This is a genomic window from Pseudomonas caspiana (assembly GCF_002158995.1).
GTDB classification, from domain to species: domain Bacteria; phylum Pseudomonadota; class Gammaproteobacteria; order Pseudomonadales; family Pseudomonadaceae; genus Aquipseudomonas; species Aquipseudomonas caspiana.
In genome coordinates, this window is record NZ_LOHF01000018.1 from 75295 (window position 1) to 92561 (window position 17267).

At 57.9% G+C, this 17267-nt stretch carries 13 protein-coding genes; 5 read left to right on the forward strand and 8 right to left on the reverse strand.

Annotation, left to right across the window (positions count from 1 at the left end):
- Positions 1–36: 36 nt before the first annotated feature.
- Entirely contained in the window at positions 37–1527 is a 1491-nt protein-coding gene (gene putP, locus AUC60_RS19385; RefSeq protein ID WP_087271268.1) for a sodium/proline symporter PutP, read from the forward strand.
- A gap of 131 nt (positions 1528–1658) precedes the next feature.
- On the opposite strand, the gene AUC60_RS19390 is transcribed toward putP, so the two are convergent.
- Complete coding sequence (locus AUC60_RS19390; protein ID WP_087271272.1) at positions 1659–2330, reverse strand: polysaccharide lyase family 7 protein; 672 nt, start codon at positions 2328–2330, stop codon at positions 1659–1661.
- A 313-nt stretch (positions 2331–2643) separates the two neighbouring features.
- On the opposite strand from AUC60_RS19390, the gene AUC60_RS19395 reads away from it, so the two are divergent.
- The 3 genes from AUC60_RS19395 to AUC60_RS19405 all read left to right on the forward strand — a co-directional run bounded on the left by AUC60_RS19395 (position 2644) and on the right by AUC60_RS19405 (position 5745).
- Complete coding sequence (locus AUC60_RS19395) at positions 2644–4773, forward strand: putative bifunctional diguanylate cyclase/phosphodiesterase (protein ID WP_167384379.1); 2130 nt, start codon at positions 2644–2646, stop codon at positions 4771–4773.
- Positions 4774–4827: 54 nt separating this feature from the next.
- Entirely contained in the window at positions 4828–5319 is a 492-nt protein-coding gene (locus tag AUC60_RS19400; protein ID WP_167384380.1) for a M48 metallopeptidase family protein, read from the forward strand.
- A 129-nt stretch (positions 5320–5448) separates the two neighbouring features.
- A complete protein-coding gene (locus tag AUC60_RS19405) occupies positions 5449–5745 on the forward strand; it encodes a winged helix-turn-helix domain-containing protein (protein WP_087271282.1) in 297 nt (98 codons plus the stop codon).
- Positions 5746–5750: 5 nt separating this feature from the next.
- Here the strand turns inward: AUC60_RS19405 and AUC60_RS19410 are convergent, their stop codons facing one another.
- Positions 5751–6209: a GNAT family N-acetyltransferase gene (locus tag AUC60_RS19410; RefSeq protein ID WP_087271285.1), complete on the reverse strand. Its 459-nt coding sequence runs from the start codon at positions 6207–6209 to the stop codon at positions 5751–5753.
- Positions 6210–6481: 272 nt separating this feature from the next.
- On the opposite strand from AUC60_RS19410, the gene AUC60_RS19415 reads away from it, so the two are divergent.
- Positions 6482–7219, forward strand: a complete 738-nt coding sequence (locus tag AUC60_RS19415; protein WP_087271288.1) for a substrate-binding periplasmic protein — start codon at positions 6482–6484, stop codon at positions 7217–7219.
- Here AUC60_RS19415 and yccS read toward each other — a convergent pair.
- The 6 genes from yccS to AUC60_RS19445 form a co-directional block, all read right to left on the reverse strand.
- Positions 7200–9401 (reverse strand): YccS family putative transporter, encoded by a 2202-nt coding sequence (gene yccS, locus AUC60_RS19420; RefSeq protein ID WP_087271291.1) that lies wholly within the window; start codon positions 9399–9401, stop codon positions 7200–7202. The genes AUC60_RS19415 and yccS overlap by 20 nt on opposite strands.
- 235 nt (positions 9402–9636) lie before the next feature.
- On the reverse strand, positions 9637–10815 hold the full coding sequence (locus AUC60_RS19425) for a BaiN/RdsA family NAD(P)/FAD-dependent oxidoreductase (RefSeq protein WP_087271294.1): 1179 nt from the start codon (positions 10813–10815) through the stop codon (positions 9637–9639).
- A gap of 140 nt (positions 10816–10955) precedes the next feature.
- Entirely contained in the window at positions 10956–12335 is a 1380-nt protein-coding gene (dbpA, locus tag AUC60_RS19430; RefSeq protein ID WP_087271297.1) for an ATP-dependent RNA helicase DbpA, read from the reverse strand.
- Positions 12336–12497: 162 nt separating this feature from the next.
- Complete coding sequence (gene mdtD, locus AUC60_RS19435; protein ID WP_087271300.1) at positions 12498–13916, reverse strand: multidrug transporter subunit MdtD; 1419 nt, start codon at positions 13914–13916, stop codon at positions 12498–12500.
- A 262-nt stretch (positions 13917–14178) separates the two neighbouring features.
- On the reverse strand, positions 14179–15504 hold the full coding sequence (locus AUC60_RS19440) for a TldD/PmbA family protein (RefSeq protein WP_087271303.1): 1326 nt from the start codon (positions 15502–15504) through the stop codon (positions 14179–14181).
- Positions 15504–16946, reverse strand: coding sequence for a TldD/PmbA family protein (locus tag AUC60_RS19445; protein ID WP_087271306.1), 1443 nt, complete (start codon positions 16944–16946; stop codon positions 15504–15506). Before AUC60_RS19445 ends, AUC60_RS19440 begins: the two co-directional genes overlap by 1 nt.
- Positions 16947–17267 lie beyond the last annotated feature (321 nt).

Genomic DNA, 17267 nt, shown 5'->3' on the forward strand with positions numbered 1-17267 from the left:
CCCACTCAATAAAAACAATGCCTAGGCGAAATCCCCATGAGTGTCAGCAATCCCACCCTGATCACATTCGTAATCTACATCGCAGCAATGGTGCTGATCGGCCTGATGGCTTATCGCTCAACCAATAATCTTTCGGACTATATTCTGGGCGGTCGCAGCCTGGGCAGCGTTGTAACGGCGCTGTCGGCAGGTGCTTCGGACATGAGCGGCTGGCTGTTGATGGGTTTGCCGGGCGCGATCTATATGTCGGGTCTGTCGGAAAGCTGGATCGCCATCGGCCTTATCGTCGGTGCTTATCTGAACTGGCTGTTTGTGGCCGGTCGCTTGCGCGTACAGACCGAGCACAACGGCGATGCGCTGACCCTGCCGGATTACTTCACCAGTCGTTTTGAAGATAAAAGCGGTCTTCTGCGAGTGATCTCTGCAGTGGTGATTCTGGTGTTCTTCACTATTTATTGCGCGTCGGGCATTGTCGCCGGTGCGCGGTTGTTCGAAAGCACCTTCGGCATGTCCTACGAAACTGCGCTGTGGGCGGGGGCTGCGGCAACCATCGCTTACACCTTTGTAGGTGGATTCCTGGCGGTGAGCTGGACGGATACCGTTCAGGCCACGCTGATGATCTTCGCGTTGATCCTGACGCCCATCATTGTGCTGCTGGCAACGGGTGGAGTTGATGCAACCTTCCTGGCCATCGAAGCCAAGGATCCGGCCAACTTTGACATGTTCCGCAACACCAGCATCATCGGCATCATTTCCCTGATGGGCTGGGGCCTGGGCTACTTTGGCCAGCCGCACATTCTGGCGCGCTTCATGGCAGCGGATTCGGTGAAGTCCATTGCCAGTGCACGTCGCATTTCCATGACCTGGATGATCCTCTGCCTGGGCGGTACGGTCGCGGCGGGCTTCTTCGGTATTGCTTACTTCTCGGCGCACCCGGAAGTTGCCGGTCCGGTGACTGAAAACCCTGAGCGTGTGTTCATCGAGCTGGCCAAGTTGCTGTTCAACCCATGGGTGACCGGCGTGTTGCTTTCGGCGATTCTGGCAGCGGTGATGAGCACTTTGAGCTGCCAGTTGCTGGTGTGCTCAAGCGCGCTGACTGAAGACTTCTACAAAGCCTTTTTGCGTAAAAACGCTTCGCAGAAGGAACTGGTCTGGGTCGGTCGCGCGATGGTGTTGCTGATCGCGATCATTTCCATCCTGCTGGCTGCCGATCCGAACAACCGTGTGTTGGGGCTGGTGAGTTACGCCTGGGCCGGTTTCGGTGCAGCATTTGGTCCGGTGGTTTTGATCTCGGTACTGTGGAAAGGCATGACCCGCAACGGCGCCCTGGCGGGCGTGCTGGTTGGCGCGATCACTGTGATCGTCTGGAAGCAGTTGGGGATCTGGGGGCTGTACGAAATCATTCCGGGCTTCCTGTTCGCCAGCATCGCCATCGTCGTGTTCAGCCTGCTGGGCAAAGGGCCGTCGACGGGCATGCAGACGCGTTTTGAGCTGGCAGAGAAAGAGTTCAAGGCAGCGAGCCATTGAGTTGAAATGATGTTCTGTAGGAGCGCACGAGCAACGCGAGGCCGCGATCGCGCTGTATCAGGCAGACCGCTATCGCTGCCTCGCCTTGCTCGTGAACTCCTACAGATTTTTGGGCTGTCAGGTATACAGCGCTAAATCTTGTTGTGATCAATATCCAGCTTGTAGAAGGTGGCCTTGCCGCCTTCGCTGCTGTAGCCCTTGTTGTCCTGCACGTAAACCCCTGCCTTGAAGTACAGCGGCTTGTCCCGCCAGGAGGCGCTGATCGGGCTGCTCCAGTTCTGGCCTCTCGCGCTGACGCTTAGATCACCTCCGGGGCTGAGGTGAATCTTGTAATTGAAGCGCTCATTGAGCGGCACGCCTTCAGCGATCTTGATGACGCGACTTTTATCGTCGTCATAACGCTTACGGACCTTGGCAACGATGTTTCCCGTCTTGGTCTCTTCCTTGTACTGATACTCAACCTTGAGCATCGGCTCGGTGCTTTCATAGGCGTGTATCTGGCCGATCACGATCTTGCCGGAAGAGGGCACCTGATTAACTTCCAGCGTTGCATCGAGAAAGTTGTCAGCTTGCGGATACATCCAGTTATGCAGCGTGCCGTCGGCCCAGGTTTCGCGCAATTCACTGCGCGGGTATTTGGCGTTGGCTGTTTTCGAACCGGTTACGGGTGACCAGAAGAAGATGTAACCCGATTCGGAACGAAAATATTTGCCGTCGTACCCTTTCTTCAGTTGGGACGTCTCGATTGTTTTGGGGGGCGAACCCACAGGAATACTTAGATTCCACGAAGCCATGTCTACCATGTGATGTTTTCCAATATGTCGCATTGCCAGTAATAGGCGTCTAAGTCAAGCCTTTGCGGGTTGTTGTTATACGTTCTCAATAACGATGTGTTAATGCCTGATTGCCGAACGGATGACGTCAAAGTGCTGTCACATTGGCTGTAGGGCATGTGCTCAGTGGCCTGTAGGAAATGACCGTTAGTCGGTTAGATGTGAACTTTAGAGACAGCTGTCACAAAGCTATCTCCGGTTTTCGTCAGAGCCGACTAGAGTTACGCCGATTGGAAATCAAAAACGATGGTCTAAGGATCTCGTGCCACATAAGAGAAGTTGCATGGAATGCGCGCAAACCAACCCGGGTGATGGCTGTTCTGTTTTGTTGGTTGTTGATGACTATCCAGAGAACCTGGTAACGATGCGTGCCGTTCTGCAGAGGCAGGACTGGTGCATTGTGACTGCAAGTTCCGGCATTGAAGCGTTGACTGTGCTCCTGGAGCGCGAAGTCGATCTGGTGCTGCTCGATGTGCAGATGCCGGGCATGGATGGTTTTGAGGTTGCCCGCTTGATGCGCGGCAGTCAGCGAACGCGGCTGACCCCTATTATCTTCCTCACCGCTAACGAGCAATCTCAGGATGCGGTGCATCGCGGCTATGCCAGTGGCGCGATCGACTATCTGTTCAAACCGTTTGACCCCAACGTTCTCAGGCCCAAAGTTCAGGTATTGCTGGAGCAGCAGCAGAATCAGCGCGCCCTGCAACGAATATCCCGTGAGCTGGAGGCTGCAAGAGCCTTTAACGCTTCGGTGCTCGATAACATTGACGAGGGCATATTGGTCGTCAACGAGGCCGGGCTGATCAATTTCGCCAACCCGGCCATCTGTCGTCTGTTGGGAGCCAGCGTCGAGACGTTGAATGGCACTAGCGTGATCGATTACCTGATTGAGCCGGAGGTGGTCGATTGGGCTCAGTCCGGGTTCTACCGCCACTATCGCAATGCTGAAATCTACCGACTGCACGATGCGATCATGCGCACCAGTGACGGCCGCAAGCTGCCGGTGGCACTGTCCTGCGCGCCTTTGCCGGTTGAGCAGAAAGCCATGGTGTTCAGCATTCTGGATATGTCGGTGGTGCGCGATCTTTATCAGCAACTCGAGCAGCAGGCGGTTACCGATGCCTTGACCGGATTGCTCAACCGACGCGGCTTCTACCAGGCAGTAGAAGGCATGTTGCTGCGCAATGAGCAGCCGGGCCGGTTCCTTGTGTTGCTGTATCTGGATCTGGACGGTTTCAAGCGCGTCAATGATTCACTCGGGCACGACGCCGGGGATCAGGTGTTGCTTTGGGTCTCTCAGCAGCTCAAAGAGTGCATGCGGCCCTACGATGTGCTGGCACGCATGGGGGGCGACGAATTCACCGTGGTCATCGATGGTCTGGACTTCCCCGAGCAGGCCGCCAAAGTGGCGGAAAAACTCATCGAGCGGGTTTCGGTGCGCAGGCAAATCGATGGCCTGGACGTTACGCTGGGTGCCAGCATCGGTATCGCGACCTACCCGGACTGTGGCTCCAACCTTGATGGTTTACTGCGTGCGGCGGATATTGCCATGTACGAAGCCAAGCGCGCGGGACGTCAGCAATACCGCTTCTACGATCAGGAAATGAACGGCCGCGCCCGTTCCAGGCTGATGCTTGAAGACAGCGTGCGCACCGCCATTGATGGCAAAGACTTCTCCATGGTTTATCAACCTCAGGTCTCCATTGCCGATGGGACGTTGCGAGGCTTCGAAGCGCTGTTGCGTTGGCAGCATCCCAACGCCGGTGATGTGCCGCCGGGTGTATTTATCCCGTTGCTGGAAGAGACCCGGCTGATCAACAGGCTGGGCGGCTGGATCTTCGAACAGGGGGCCGAGCATCGCAGCCGTTGCACTGACGTGTTCGACGATGATCTGGTGCTGAGCATCAGTGTCAGCCCAACCCAGTTCTGCATGCCGAATCTTGCTGGCGAATTACGCCGTGCCATGCAGCGCTACGGCTTGAAACCCGGTCAGTTGGAAGTGGAACTCACCGAGGCGTCGCTGGTGCATAACCTGTCGCACAGCCGGAATCAGATTCGTCACTTGCATGACATCGGTATCAGCGTCGCACTGGACGATTTTGGCGTTGGAGAGTGTTCGCTGACGCATTTGCGCAATCTGGATATCGATACGCTGAAGATCGACCGGCATTTCATCGCGGGCATGCTCACCACGCCGCGCGATACCGCAGTGGCGCGCAGCATTATTGATCTGTGTCGCAATCTGGATGTGTTGGTGATCGCTGAAGGTGTCGAAACCGTTGAGCAATATCAGTGGCTGGCCGACAACGGTTGCCAACTGATTCAGGGCTATCTGGTAGCGCGCCCGATGCTGGCTGATGAGGCATTAGGCTTCCCGAAGGTGTTTGACTGGGAGAGCCTAAAGCAACAGTGAGTTCTGTACACTGGCGCCTTTCACTCTACGTTACGGCTCATGACTGCATCGGCGATTGCTCCTCTCAAATACCTTCAGGCCTATCCGCCAGCGCTTCAGGATCAGGTCCGGCAACTGATCGCCCAGAACAAACTGGGCGATTATTTGCAGCAGCGCTATCCCGCTCGTCACGAAGTGCAAAGCGACAAGGCGCTGTACGCATACGCGCTGGCGCTCAAGCAGGAATACCTGCGCAATGCGCCGAACATCGACAAAGTCCTGTTTGATAATCGCCTTGACCTGACCCATCGCGCATTGGGTCTGCATACGACGATTTCCCGGGTGCAGGGCGGCAAGCTCAAGGCCAAGAAAGAAATCCGTGTCGCGTCACTGTTCAAGGAAGCGCCCCCGGAGTTCTTGAAAATGATCGTGGTGCACGAACTGGCGCACTTCAAGGAATCAGATCACAACAAGGCTTTTTACCAGCTATGCGAGCACATGCAGCCCGGTTATCACCAGTTGGAGTTTGATCTGCGGATCTATCTGACCTGGCGGGATATGCAGTAAACGCTTCTATACCGACGTGGGACCGGCTTTAGCCGGGAAGAGGCCCGGACAGGCGCTGAATCTTCATCTGCAAAAATACCGCCTTCCCGGCTAAAGCCGGTCCCACGACCTCAGTGAGGATTCCTAACGATGGACGTCAGCAAAACCAAATCCAGTTTCTACCGCCGCCTTTACGTGGCGTATCTGATCGATAGCGAACTGGCCAGCAACGTCCCGGCATTGGTCGACGTCACCGGCATGCCACGCCGTACCGCGCAGGACACGATTGCCGCGCTGGCGGATCTGGATATCGAATGTGAGTTCGAACAGCTCGATGGCGCCCGCAACCACGCCGGGCAATACCGGATTCGTCGTTGGGGGGCGATAGACAAAAGCTGGATCGCGGGTAACCTCGCACAGATCAAAGCCGTGCTTGGTTACCCCTGAGCGCGTTACTCGAGATCGCGGCGCATGCCGATGTGGGGGATTTCGTCTTCCAGATACACCTCGCCCACCGGCTCGAAGCCGTAGCGTGCGTAGTAGCGTTGCAAGTGTGCCTGAGCTGACAGATAGATCGGCTGATCGGGCCAGGTCTTCTCTGCGTTCTCCAATGCCTGTTCCATCAGTTCATGACCAATGCCACGGCTGCGTATCGAAGGCGCAGTCACCACGCGGCCAATGGTCACGTCGCCGCCTTGCTGAATAGGGTCGAGCAGGCGCAAATAGGCCACCAGTTTGTCTTCCTGCCAGGCCATCAGGTGGCAGGTATCACCCAGCAGATCCTGGCCGTCGACGTCCAGATAAACGCACTGCTGCTCAACCACGAACACCTGTGCGCGCAATTGCAGGATGGCGTAAAGCTGCTCCTTGCTCAGATCGGTGTGGTGTTTGCAAATCCAGTTGATAGGCATGTCGCTGACTCGGAGAAGAAATCTGGAGCGAATACTAACCCATCCGGTCAGATACCCCATAAACCCCTGCAATGAATGGCGGGTGAATGTTTCGTTTCGGGTGCCGATAACCCTTAAGGGTTTTTGCGGAGCGCCGCACGTAATGTCATCTAAGCGTGAGTTGTGAAAAGGGCTTTATGCAGCTTCAATGAGGCTACGTGCCACTACCAGTGCCGGGTTTTGCGGGCGTTGGCTGTAATCATCCGGGCATTGCCCGTCTCAGGGATATGAGCATGACGTGTGTGCTTCGAGCCATAGCGTTGCTGGGATTGCTGTTGATGACTCAGGTCAGTGCAGGAGAGAGATTGCGATTGGTGGCCGACTCCTGGCCGCCTTTCACGGACGCCTCATTACTTAATAATGGTCTGGCCAGTGATCTGGTCAGTACTGCGTTGCAGCGTGCCGGATACAGCACAGAGTATGAGCAAGTGCCGTGGGCGCGAGCGTTGCTCGGGGTTGAGGAGGGGCGTTACGACGTGCTGATCAACGCCTGGTTCAGTGACGACCGAACCCGCATTGGACGCTTCTCGCAAGAGTACCTGCTCAATCGTGTCCGGTTTCTCAAGCGCACCCGCTCCAGCGTACAGTTTCAGGATTTAAGCCAGTTGTACGAGCGGCCCATCGCTGTCGTGCGCGGCTACAGCTATTCCCCGGAATTTGATAACGACGACTTGCTGGAAAAAGTGCCGGTGAACAGCTTTTCAATGGCGCTGCGGATGGTTGCGGCGGGGCGAGTGGACCTGGCTGTAGAGGACGAATTCGTCGCACGTTACTACCTGGCTGCCGAGCCCAAAAGCGTTCGCGACAAGCTGGAGTTTCTCTCTAAATCCTTGAGCGAGAACAACCTGCATATTCTGGTCAGCCTCAAGAATCCACGGAATCAGGGGATCGTCGCTGATTTTAACCGAGAGATTGCCGCCATGAAGGCTGACGGCAGTTACGCGGAAATCTTCAAGCGACACGGTCTGTAGCGGCCGGCTCCGGAACCTTGATCAAGTGCGCCGCAAGGGTGCGCAGTGGGCCCAGTTGACGGCAGATCAGCGCCAGTTGGGTTTGCACCAGACGCTGACTCTCATCCAGTTCATCGGGCATTTGCTCAAGCTCAGTGGCCAATGCCTCTTCAGCATCGCTGTGAATCGCCACCGGCTGCTTCTCGGAGAGGCCTTGGGCAATCTCATCGATACTCGCCGCCAGTGTCGTACCCGCGCCATTGATGAGCTGTTCGTGGACCTCGGCTGGCAACTGCGTCTCACGATGCGCTCCAAGCCCTGACAGATAACTGAGCAAGGTGTGCGACAGCACCAGAAAGCGGAAGCCAACGTCCGCCTCCTTACGGAAGTGCCCAGGCTCCATCAGCATGTTGGCCAGCGTGGTGGACAGCGCCGCATCGGCGTTGTGAGCGTTACGTCGGGCCAGACGATAAGCCAGGTCGTCACTCTTGCCCTTGGCGTATTGCTGCATGATCTGTCGCAAGTAAATGCTGTTGCAGGTCAGGGTGTTGGCCAGCACTTTGTTCAGGCGTCGACCTTGCCAGTCCGGCAGGAACAGGAACACCGCAAGACCTGCGATCAGGCTACCCAGCAGGGTATCGAACAAGCGTGGCAGGAACAGGCCATAGCCGTCGCCGACCTGGTTGAAGCAGAACAGCACCATGATGGTGATGGCTGCTGTAGACAGCGTATAGCGCGTGGTGCGATTGACGAAGAACACCACGCCGGCGAGCACTGCACACATGGATTGCAGAATCGGGCTGGTGACCAGATCAAACAGCGCCCAGCCGATGGTCAGGCCAATAGCCGTGCCGACAATTCGCTGGCCCAGCTTGCGACGAGTTGCGCCGTAACTCGGCTGGCAGACAAATACCGTGGTGAGGATGATCCAGTAGCCCTGCGACGGGTGAATCAAATGCACCATTGCATAGCCGACCGTCAGCGCCAGCGGCAAGCGCAACGCGTGGCGAAACAGCAACGAAGTCGGGGTCATCTGCAAGCGCAACCGGGTCCAGGCATCCTTGAAGGTGCGAGGCGAGCGGTCCAGCAGCGAGCTGTCGGTCGCATCGGCCACGGCATCGGGGTTGCTGGCATCACTGAGCAGGCGATCAAGGGTTTCCAGATTATTCGCCAGGGCGCGTAGCGAACGCAGCAGGCCGCGCCATGCCGGGTTGCTCTGAATACGTAAGTGTTCCAGCGAGGCGCGCAGGTCTTCCATGGCATAGGCGAAACTGTCGTTGTACACGAACGGCTGGCGCAGCTGGATTGACTCGGACAATGCCTGACAGGCCGAGCCCTGCTGGCGCAACAGGCGCTGACAGCGGAACAGCACGTCACTGTGAAAGAACGCTTCGGCCAGTGAGTTGTACGGGTAGTGCGATGAACTGGCGCGCTCGTGGATGTCCTGAGCGATGAAGTACAGCTTCAGGTAGCGGCTGACTTTCGAGCCGGGGCGCCCGTTGCCGACCCGATGCAGAATGATTTCTTTGGTGGCGTTCAGCGCCGCGACGACCCGGCCGTTTTGCTGGGCCAACTCCAGGCGGCGGGCTTCAACGTCCAGTTGGCGAATCGGCTCGAACAGGCTCGACTTCAATTTCAGGTACTGACCCAACTCGCGAAACAGCCGCGCCAGCGCCTGTTGCACCGGCTGATTGGAAAACAGCATTTGCCACAACACTGACAGCAAGCCATACCATGCAGCGCCCGCGACCAGCAGCATCGGCTCGTGCCAGAAATCGAGGACTTCCCCACCACGCTGATCGACGCCGATCATGGTGTACACCGACAGGATCAAGGTGCCGTAGGCAATCGCGCTATAACGTTCGCCCAGCGCGCCGAGCATGGTCAGCGCAAAACTGGCTATCGCCAGTGATATGGCGAAGATCCACGGGTAGGGGAACAACAGCTCAACGGCCATGGCGGCGATGCTGAAACACACCAGCGTCACCGCCAGCGCGTTGAGGCGGCCTTGCCAGCTGTCATCGGTTTCGGCGAGGGCGCAGGCGATAATCCCCAGGAACAACGGAATCAGCAGGCCCATTTCATTCTGGTACCAGCACAGCGCCATGCTGCCGGTCAGCGCAATGAAAACGCGAACGCTGTAACTGAACTTATCCAGCGCCCACAGACGACGGAAGGTATGACGAAGAGATTTCGATGCCATAAAGGAGCTGTTTCACGATTGATCAATGCTGAAGTGGATATGTACAGGCCTTGGCCTCATCTGTACATCCGGTTGGCGAGATTTATTCGATAGATGCAGATTGTGAAGGCGGAGCTCAAATCCTGTGGGAGCAGAGCTTGCTCGCGATAAGGCTGGACGCGGTTCACTTTAGAACTGCGGTGCCCTTATCGCGAGCAAGCTCTGCTCCCACAAGGGTTAAATCGCATTCCGGTTGTCAAACAAACTGCGCAGCCGCGTACCCCGAGGCCCACGCCCACTGGAAGTTGAAGCCGCCTAGATGTCCGCTGACGTCCAGCACTTCACCGACAAAATACAGCCCCGGTGACTTCAAAGATTCCATGGTCTTGGAAGAAACCTCTCGCGTATCGATCCCACCGAGGGTGACTTCCGCCGTGCGATAGCCTTCTGTCCCAGCCGGTACAACCTGCCACGACGCCAGCTTTGTGGCGATGTCGGCCAGCTCGGCATGGGTGTATTGCTTCATTGGCTTGGACACAAACCACTGTTCGGCAATCAGGTTGGCCATCTTCTTGGTGAAGATTTCCCCCAGCAAGGTCTTCAATTCGCTATTGGGCCGTTCGGCTTGTTGCTCGTTGAGCCAGCTTGGGACGTCGTGATCGGGTAGCAGGTTGATTTCCACCGCGTCGCCCGGATGCCAGAACGAAGAAATCTGCAGAATCGCCGGGCCACTGAGGCCACGGTGGGTGAACAGGATATTCTCGCGGAAACTCGTGTCGTTGCAGCTGACCAGACAATCCACCGACGTACCGGACAGCTCGGTACACAGCTCTTTGAGCTGGTCGGTGATGGTGAACGGCACCAGCCCGGCGCGGGTCGGCAGCAAGGTGTGACCGAACTGCTTGCCCACCTGATAACCAAAACCGGTCGCGCCCAGTGTCGGAATAGACAAACCGCCTGTGGCGATCACCAGCGATTCACAGCTGATAGCGCCCAGGGTTGTAGTCAGGGTGTAACCGCTTTCGGTTTTCTCGATCTGCTGCACGGACGTGTCCATGTGCAGGCTGGCACCGGCCTGCCTGCATTCGTCGAGGAGCATTTCGAGGATGTCGCTGGACTTGTTATCGCAGAACAACTGCCCGAGCTTTTTCTCGTGATACGGCACGCCGTGCTTGCCCACCAGACCAATGAAGTCCCACTGGGTGTAACGCGCCAGCGCCGATTTGCAGAAGTGCGGGTTCTGCGAGAGGAAGTTGCTCGGCTCGGTGTACATGTTGGTGAAGTTGCAGCGCCCGCCACCAGACATGAGGATCTTCTTGCCGGGCTTGTTGGCGTGATCGATCAGCATCACTTTGCGGCCACGGCCAGCAGCAGTCAGCGCGCACATCAAACCTGCGGCGCCAGCGCCAATGATCACAACGTCAGTAACGGGCAAAGCGATTTCCTCGGGGTGTGATGTTTTATGTGGGAGCAGAGCTTACTCGCGATAAGGCTGGACGCGATCTAAAGTGAATTGCGTCCAGCCTTATCGCGAGCAAGCTCTGCTCCCACAGGTCCTGCGTTCGGCTTTAGATCTTACAAAATCCGCACGCGCAGCGACTTGCCCTTGATCTTGCCGTTATTCAAGCGCTCCAGCGCTTGCTTGGCGACGCTGCGTTCAACGGCCACGTAGGCCTGGAAATCAAAGATCGCGATCTTGCCGACCTGGGCGCCCGGAATACCGGCTTCGCCCGTCAGTGCGCCAAGAATATCGCCCGGACGCAATTTGTCTTTACGACCGGAACCGATGCACAGCGTGCTCATGGTCGGGATCAACTGAGAACCGCCAGCGTTTTTCAGGCTGTCGAGCTGTTCCCAGCGCAGCGAGGCTTTCTGGATTTCTTCAATGGCGCGGGCACGTTGGCTTTCCGATGGGGCCACGAGGCTGACCGCAACACCTTTTTCCCCGGCGCGACCGGTACGGCCGACGCGGTGAATGTGCATTTCCGAATCACGGGCCAGTTCGACGTTGATCACCATGTCCAGCGCGTCGATGTCCAGACCACGGGCTGCAACGTCAGTGGCAACCAGCACCGAAGTACTGCGGTTGGCAAACATCGCCAGCACCTGATCACGGTCACGCTGTTCCAGGTCGCCATGCAGGCCGACGGCGGAAATGCCTTTGGCAGTCAGGTGATCGACCACTTCCTGACACTGCTGCTTGGTGAAGCAGAACGCAACGCAGGATTGCGGACGGAAATGACCGAGGACTTTCACCACCGCATCAAGGCGATCTTCCGGAGAAATTTCGTAGAAAATCTGCTCGATCTGGCTGTCAGCGTGCAGCGCTTCAACCTTGACGGTCTGCGGGTCGCGCATGAACTTGGACGACAACTGCTTGATGCCCACCGGGTACGTGGCGGAGAACAGCAGGGTCTGACGCTTCTTCGGAGTCTGCTCGATGATGTCGGCAATCGCGTCGTAGAAGCCCATGTCCAGCATGCGGTCGGCTTCGTCGAGGATCAGCGTGTTCAGGCCGTCCAGCACCAGCGAGCCTTTGCGCAAGTGCTGCTGAATGCGACCCGGCGTACCGACGATGATGTGCGCGCCGTGCTCCAGCGAGCCGATCTGCGGGCCAAACGGCACGCCGCCACACAGCGTCAGGACCTTGATGTTGTCTTCCGAACGGGCCAGACGACGGATTTCCTTGGCGACCTGGTCAGCCAGTTCGCGGGTCGGGCACAGCACCAGCGCCTGACAGCCGAAGTAGCGCGGGTTGATCGGGTTAAGCAGGCCAATACCGAACGCTGCGGTCTTGCCGCTACCGGTCTTGGCCTGAGCGATCAGGTCCATACCCTTGAGAATCACCGGCAGGCTCTGCGCCTGAATCGGCGTCATCTCGGCATAACCAAGGGACTCCAGGTTAGCCAACATGGGGGCGGACAGGGGCAAAGTATTGAAAGCGGTGTTAGTCACGGTAAGAGCCTGCAAAACAAAATGTCGCGCAGTGTATCAGGTCACAGAGCCATCAGGCGTGCTCCCGCCGGGTGGCAGTAATGCATTCCCGGTAGGAGCGAACTTGTTCGCGAGGGATAGATCGGCTTACGCAGGGCAGACGTCTCGCGAACAAGTTCGCTCCTACCGGTCAGGTGGGGCCTTGGCTTTCACCTCACGCGACGGCAATTGCAGAAAGATCCCCGCTGCCAGCATCGCCATCACGCCCACGGTCAGGAACGTCAGTTGAAACGCGCCCAGCACGCTGCTGACTTCGCCGGTCGACACTTGCTCGGTAAACCCACCCAACAGCGCCGCTGCGCACGCCACACCGAAGCTCAGGGACAATTGCGCTACCACCGACAGCAAGCTGTTGCCGCTGGCGGCGCTGGCATCATCCAGATCGATCAGGGTCACGGTGTTCATGGCGGTGAATTGCAGCGAGTTGACCGCGCCCAGCAGACCCAGATGCACCAGCAGCACCCAATACGGTGTTTGCGCATCTACCAGCGCGATGCTCGACAGCAGAATACCCAGCATCAGCGTGTTGCCGGTCAGGATGATTCGATAGCCGAGCCGTTCGATCAGCCAGCGCGCGACGGACTTGGCGAACATCGCCGCAGCCGCCAGCGGCAACATGCTCATGCCCGCTTGCGACGGCGAGTAACCCAGCGCTACTTGCAGCAACAAGGGCATGAGAAACGGCAGGGCACCGCTGCCCAGTCGGGCGAACAGATTGCCAAGAATGCCTACCGCGAAGGTGCGAGTGCGGAACAGTGACGGCGCGAACAGTGGCGACTCAACGTGCCCGGCCCGCAGCCAATACGCCGCCAGACAACCAAAGCCTGCGAACAACAACAGCACCACGCGCAAGTGCGGCAAATGCAATTCGCCCAGGCCTTCCAGTGCTATCGTGATCAGCACCATCGCCGCGCCAAACAGCGCGAAGCCTATGCCGTCAAATTTTGTGCGGCCGCCACTGGCCAGGTTCGGGATGAAATGATGCACCGCCCAGCAACCGAGGATGCCTACCGGGATGTTGATCAGGAAGATCCAGTGCCAGCTCAGGTATTCAACCATCCAGCCGCCCATGGTCGGGCCCATCAGAGGACCCAACAGGCCGGGCAGGGTGATGAAGCTCATGATCCGCACCAGCTCCGAGCGCGGGTAAGCGCGCAGCACGATCAATCGCCCGATGGGCAGCATCAATGCTCCGCCCAGACCCTGAACGATCCTTGCACCCACCAGCATGCCCAACGAGTTGGACATGGCGCAGAGCAGTGAGCCAAAACTGAACAGCAGGATTGCACTGAAGAAAATCTGTTTGATGCCAAACCGGTCCGCGATCCAGCCCGAGGCAGGGATCAACAGGGCGATGGTCAGCATGTAGGCGATGACCACCGACTGCATGCGCAGCGGATCTTCCGCGAGCGAGCGGGCCATGGAAGGCAGCGCAGTATTGAGAATCGTGCCGTCCAGGCTCTGCATGAAGAACGCGATAGCGACTACCCAAGGCAGCCAGCGCAGGGTTTTTTCATCCAGAAGCGGCGTGGTGGTCGGCATTTGGGTCCTTGTCTTAGGAAGTGATCCTGAGGCTGGTTGATATCCTGTGGAGCGCCACCCCGGTCGGTCGATATCTCCTGTGGGAGATTCTACGGTCGCATAGCTGACGTGGGACCGGCTTTAGCCGGGAAAGCTGCATTCCTGATCACAAAAGTGCAATGGATGTACTGGCCTCTTCCCGGCTAAAGCCGGTCCCACGTCATCGCCCGCAAGACCTGTGCTCCCACAAAATCATCATTCCACAGTGGTTTTTCAGCGGTCTTTACAACGTCAACGTCAACTTGCTGATCAACGCACCGGGCAGCTGGCTAGAAGCTGTCTGGCGCTGACTATAGGTACTTGTGGACAGAATCAGTTCCCGCTCTCTGGTCAAATCTTCCAGTGCGCTGCCCAGCAGGCTGTAAGCGCTGTCGTCGAAACGCATGGTGCTGACCGGGGCCTGGATTTTGCCATCTTCCACCCAGAAGGTCGCAAAACGGGTCATGCCGGTCAGGCGCGCAGCGGGCTGGTCGGAGTAGTTCAAGTACCACAGGTTTCCGATGTACAAACCTGTGCCGATCTTCTCCAGAATCTGCTCCAGTTCCAGGCTACCGCCCGCCATGCTCAACGAGTTCGGTGCTTCCCAAGGCTCAGCGCCGTTGGCTGCCAAACCATACTCGGCAGCACTGGCGGAACCCACCAGTTGCTCGCCGCCTTTACCTTCACGAATCAATGCCAGATCCCGACGTGGATAGCCTTCGCCGGAAAACGCCGGGGAAAGCGAACCGCTGACCTGCTCGTCGAGGCTCACCAGCGGACTGAACTGAGCATCGCCGCTATACAGCCGCTGTAATGGACTTGTCTTGTTCGCCAGCGACTGCGCCGAGAAACCGCCCCAGCACAGCATGCCGATGATTTCATCCATGGCTGCCGGGGCCAGATACGCACGGTATTGACCCGGCGCCAGAGTTTTCAGCGGCTTGCCAAGAAACTCCAGTTGTTCGCGAGCCAGTTCGAAGCGACGTGCAAAACCGTCGTCACTCCAGTCGTGCCCGGCGTAGTTGGCTTTGACCGCCTGACCGTTCTCGTGAAACAGACTCCAGTCGAAATTGAAGCTGTTGGCTTCATGCCAGCCGAACGCGCCCCACGAGCTGGCGAAACCGCGATACAGCGGTCCTGCAGCATAGAAACCAACCAGATCCAGCCCTTCGCCAAGCTGAGCGATTTGTCCAACCACATGTTCGCTGTCCGGCAACGGCAAGTCTTGAACGTTTGTGTTCTGCCACGCTTCGGTGTTGGGCTTGAGGTAAGGATCTTTCGGCAACAGCGCTACCGTTTCACGCAGTTGCTCCAAGGCCTCGCTCAAACGCTGACGATCAAGCTCGCCGTCGCCGCTGAGGGTCAGTTGCAAGTCGGCGTGGCGCTCGTCGTTGATCAGCTTGAGGGTCACGCTGGCCTGTTGCACATGGCCGACCTGACGCACTTTGGCGTGATTGAAACGAATGAAGTCCGACTCTTCGGCGTTGTAGGCGAGGGTGAAGCGCTCTTGATCGCTGATCGCACCGTTGAGTACTGCGACCAGTGCCTGAAATTGCTGTTGATGCGACATCAGGCATCCCCTCCGAATACATCGACTTGCTTGAACACACAGGCGGGCGAGGCATGGCCCACGCGCACCACTTGATTGGGTTCGCCTTTACCGCAGTTGGGCGTGCCCAATACTTTGAAGGTACTGGCGTCGCCCACGGCGCTGAGGTTTTTCCAGAACTGCGCGGAAATTGCCCGGTAGTTCGGGTTCTTCACCACACCTTTGAGTTCGCCGTTCTCGATCAACTGGCCCCACTCGCAGCCGAACTGGAATTTGTTGCGCGCATCATCGATGGACCACGAGCGGTTGGTGGACATCAGCACGCCATGTTCGATGCCGCCAATCAACTGGTCGAGGGACTTATCCCCAGGCTCGATGTTGAGGTTGGCCATGCGATCAATCGGTGGCCGGTTCCAGTTGCAGGCGCGGCTGTTGGCGACGCCTGGCAGGTCAGCGCGGTATTGCGACAGTGCGCCGCCCAATGGCCTTTCCAGCACGCCGTTGCGAATCAGGAACTGCTTGCTGGCCGGCGTGCCGTCATCGTCGTGGCTGTAGCTCGCCAGTTGCTCAGGAATGTCCGGGTCGAAGGTCACGTTGAGCAATTCGGAACCGTATTGCAGATGACCGAAATCACTGGCCTTCACAAAACTGGTACCGGCGTAGTTGCGCTCGTCACCGAGGATGCGATCCAGCTCCAGCGGGTGGCCGATGGACTCATGGATTTGCAGGATCATCTGGTCCGGCGTCAACAGCAGATCGCGAGGGCCGTTCGGCGTGTTCGGGGCCATGATCAGTTGCAAGGCCTGATCGGCGACTTTGCTTGCCGCGCCCACCAGTCCGCAACTGCTGATCACTTCCGCGCCGCCCTGCTGGCCGAAGTTGTCCCGGCCCAGGCTACGGGTCTGGCTGTCGCTGCCGTCATAGGCGGTAACGGTCATGCCCGGATAGACAAAACGCTGCGCCCGACGAATCTGTGCGCCTGCGTTATTCAGATAAATCTGCTCGACGTTTTCCAGGCCGAGCGTGACTTGCCAGTTCACCAGTCGCTCGTCTTTGGGCACGGCGCTGGATTCGCTGAGCAACAGCTGGAGGCAATCGCTCAAGGGCGGGAAGGCGTCCTGCAAATGTGGCGAAAGGTAGTCAGCCTGCGCGGTCGCAACAGGTTGATCGCTGAGGTCCAGCAGGGCATGAGGGGCGAGCCTGCGGGCGTGGGCTTCGGCTTGCTCCAGCGCGGCTTGCAGACCCCGTTGCGAAATGTCCCGCGTCGCTGCGTAAGCTTCGACGCCGTTGAGGCGCACGGTCAGCATCGCGCCTTCGTCAGTGCTCAAGTGCGGCGGTTCAGCGACGTTCTTGCGCACGCAAAGATGCTGGCTGGTTTGACGGACATAACGCAGGGAGAAGAACTGGGCACGGCTCTGCAAGGCGGAAAACCGCTGCTGGAGCTGAGCGGAAAAATCGAACATGCAGAGTCATCCTTGTTCGGGTGAGGCCGGGAGATTAAGCGTTGTCTGGTCGGACGTCTTTGCAAATCAATTCGCGAAGGGCGCGACGCGGTGTTGCGCTGAAACGATGGCGCTAGATTAGGCCTGTGGCCATGTCGGGATCAAGCGCGGCTCCCGAGAGGAATGCGATCTATGTGGGAGATTCTATGTTTGCCCGCAAGCTAATGCGACGACGTGGGACCGGCTTTAGCCGGGAAGGCGGCATTTCTGCGGATGAAGATTCATCGTCTGTACCGGCCTCTTCCCGGCTGAAGCCGGTCCCACGTCATCAGTGATTCCCAC

Excerpts from the sequence above, each read along its gene's own strand:
- AUC60_RS19410 (WP_087271285.1), bottom strand. The coding sequence starts at position 6,209 with ATGCCTATCAACTGGATTTGCAAACACCACACCGATCTGAGCAAGGAG.
- yccS (WP_087271291.1), bottom strand. The coding sequence starts at position 9,401 with ATGGCATCGAAATCTCTTCGTCATACCTTCCGTCGTCTGTGGGCGCTG.
- AUC60_RS19405 (WP_087271282.1), top strand. The coding sequence starts at position 5,449 with ATGGACGTCAGCAAAACCAAATCCAGTTTCTACCGCCGCCTTTACGTG.
- mdtD (WP_087271300.1), bottom strand. The coding sequence starts at position 13,916 with ATGCCGACCACCACGCCGCTTCTGGATGAAAAAACCCTGCGCTGGCTG.
- AUC60_RS19445 (WP_087271306.1), bottom strand. The coding sequence starts at position 16,946 with ATGTTCGATTTTTCCGCTCAGCTCCAGCAGCGGTTTTCCGCCTTGCAG.
- AUC60_RS19390 (WP_087271272.1), bottom strand. The coding sequence starts at position 2,330 with ATGGTAGACATGGCTTCGTGGAATCTAAGTATTCCTGTGGGTTCGCCC.
- AUC60_RS19415 (WP_087271288.1), top strand. The coding sequence starts at position 6,482 with ATGACGTGTGTGCTTCGAGCCATAGCGTTGCTGGGATTGCTGTTGATG.
- AUC60_RS19395 (WP_167384379.1), top strand. The coding sequence starts at position 2,644 with ATGGAATGCGCGCAAACCAACCCGGGTGATGGCTGTTCTGTTTTGTTG.
- AUC60_RS19440 (WP_087271303.1), bottom strand. The coding sequence starts at position 15,504 with ATGTCGCATCAACAGCAATTTCAGGCACTGGTCGCAGTACTCAACGGT.
- putP (WP_087271268.1), top strand. The coding sequence starts at position 37 with ATGAGTGTCAGCAATCCCACCCTGATCACATTCGTAATCTACATCGCA.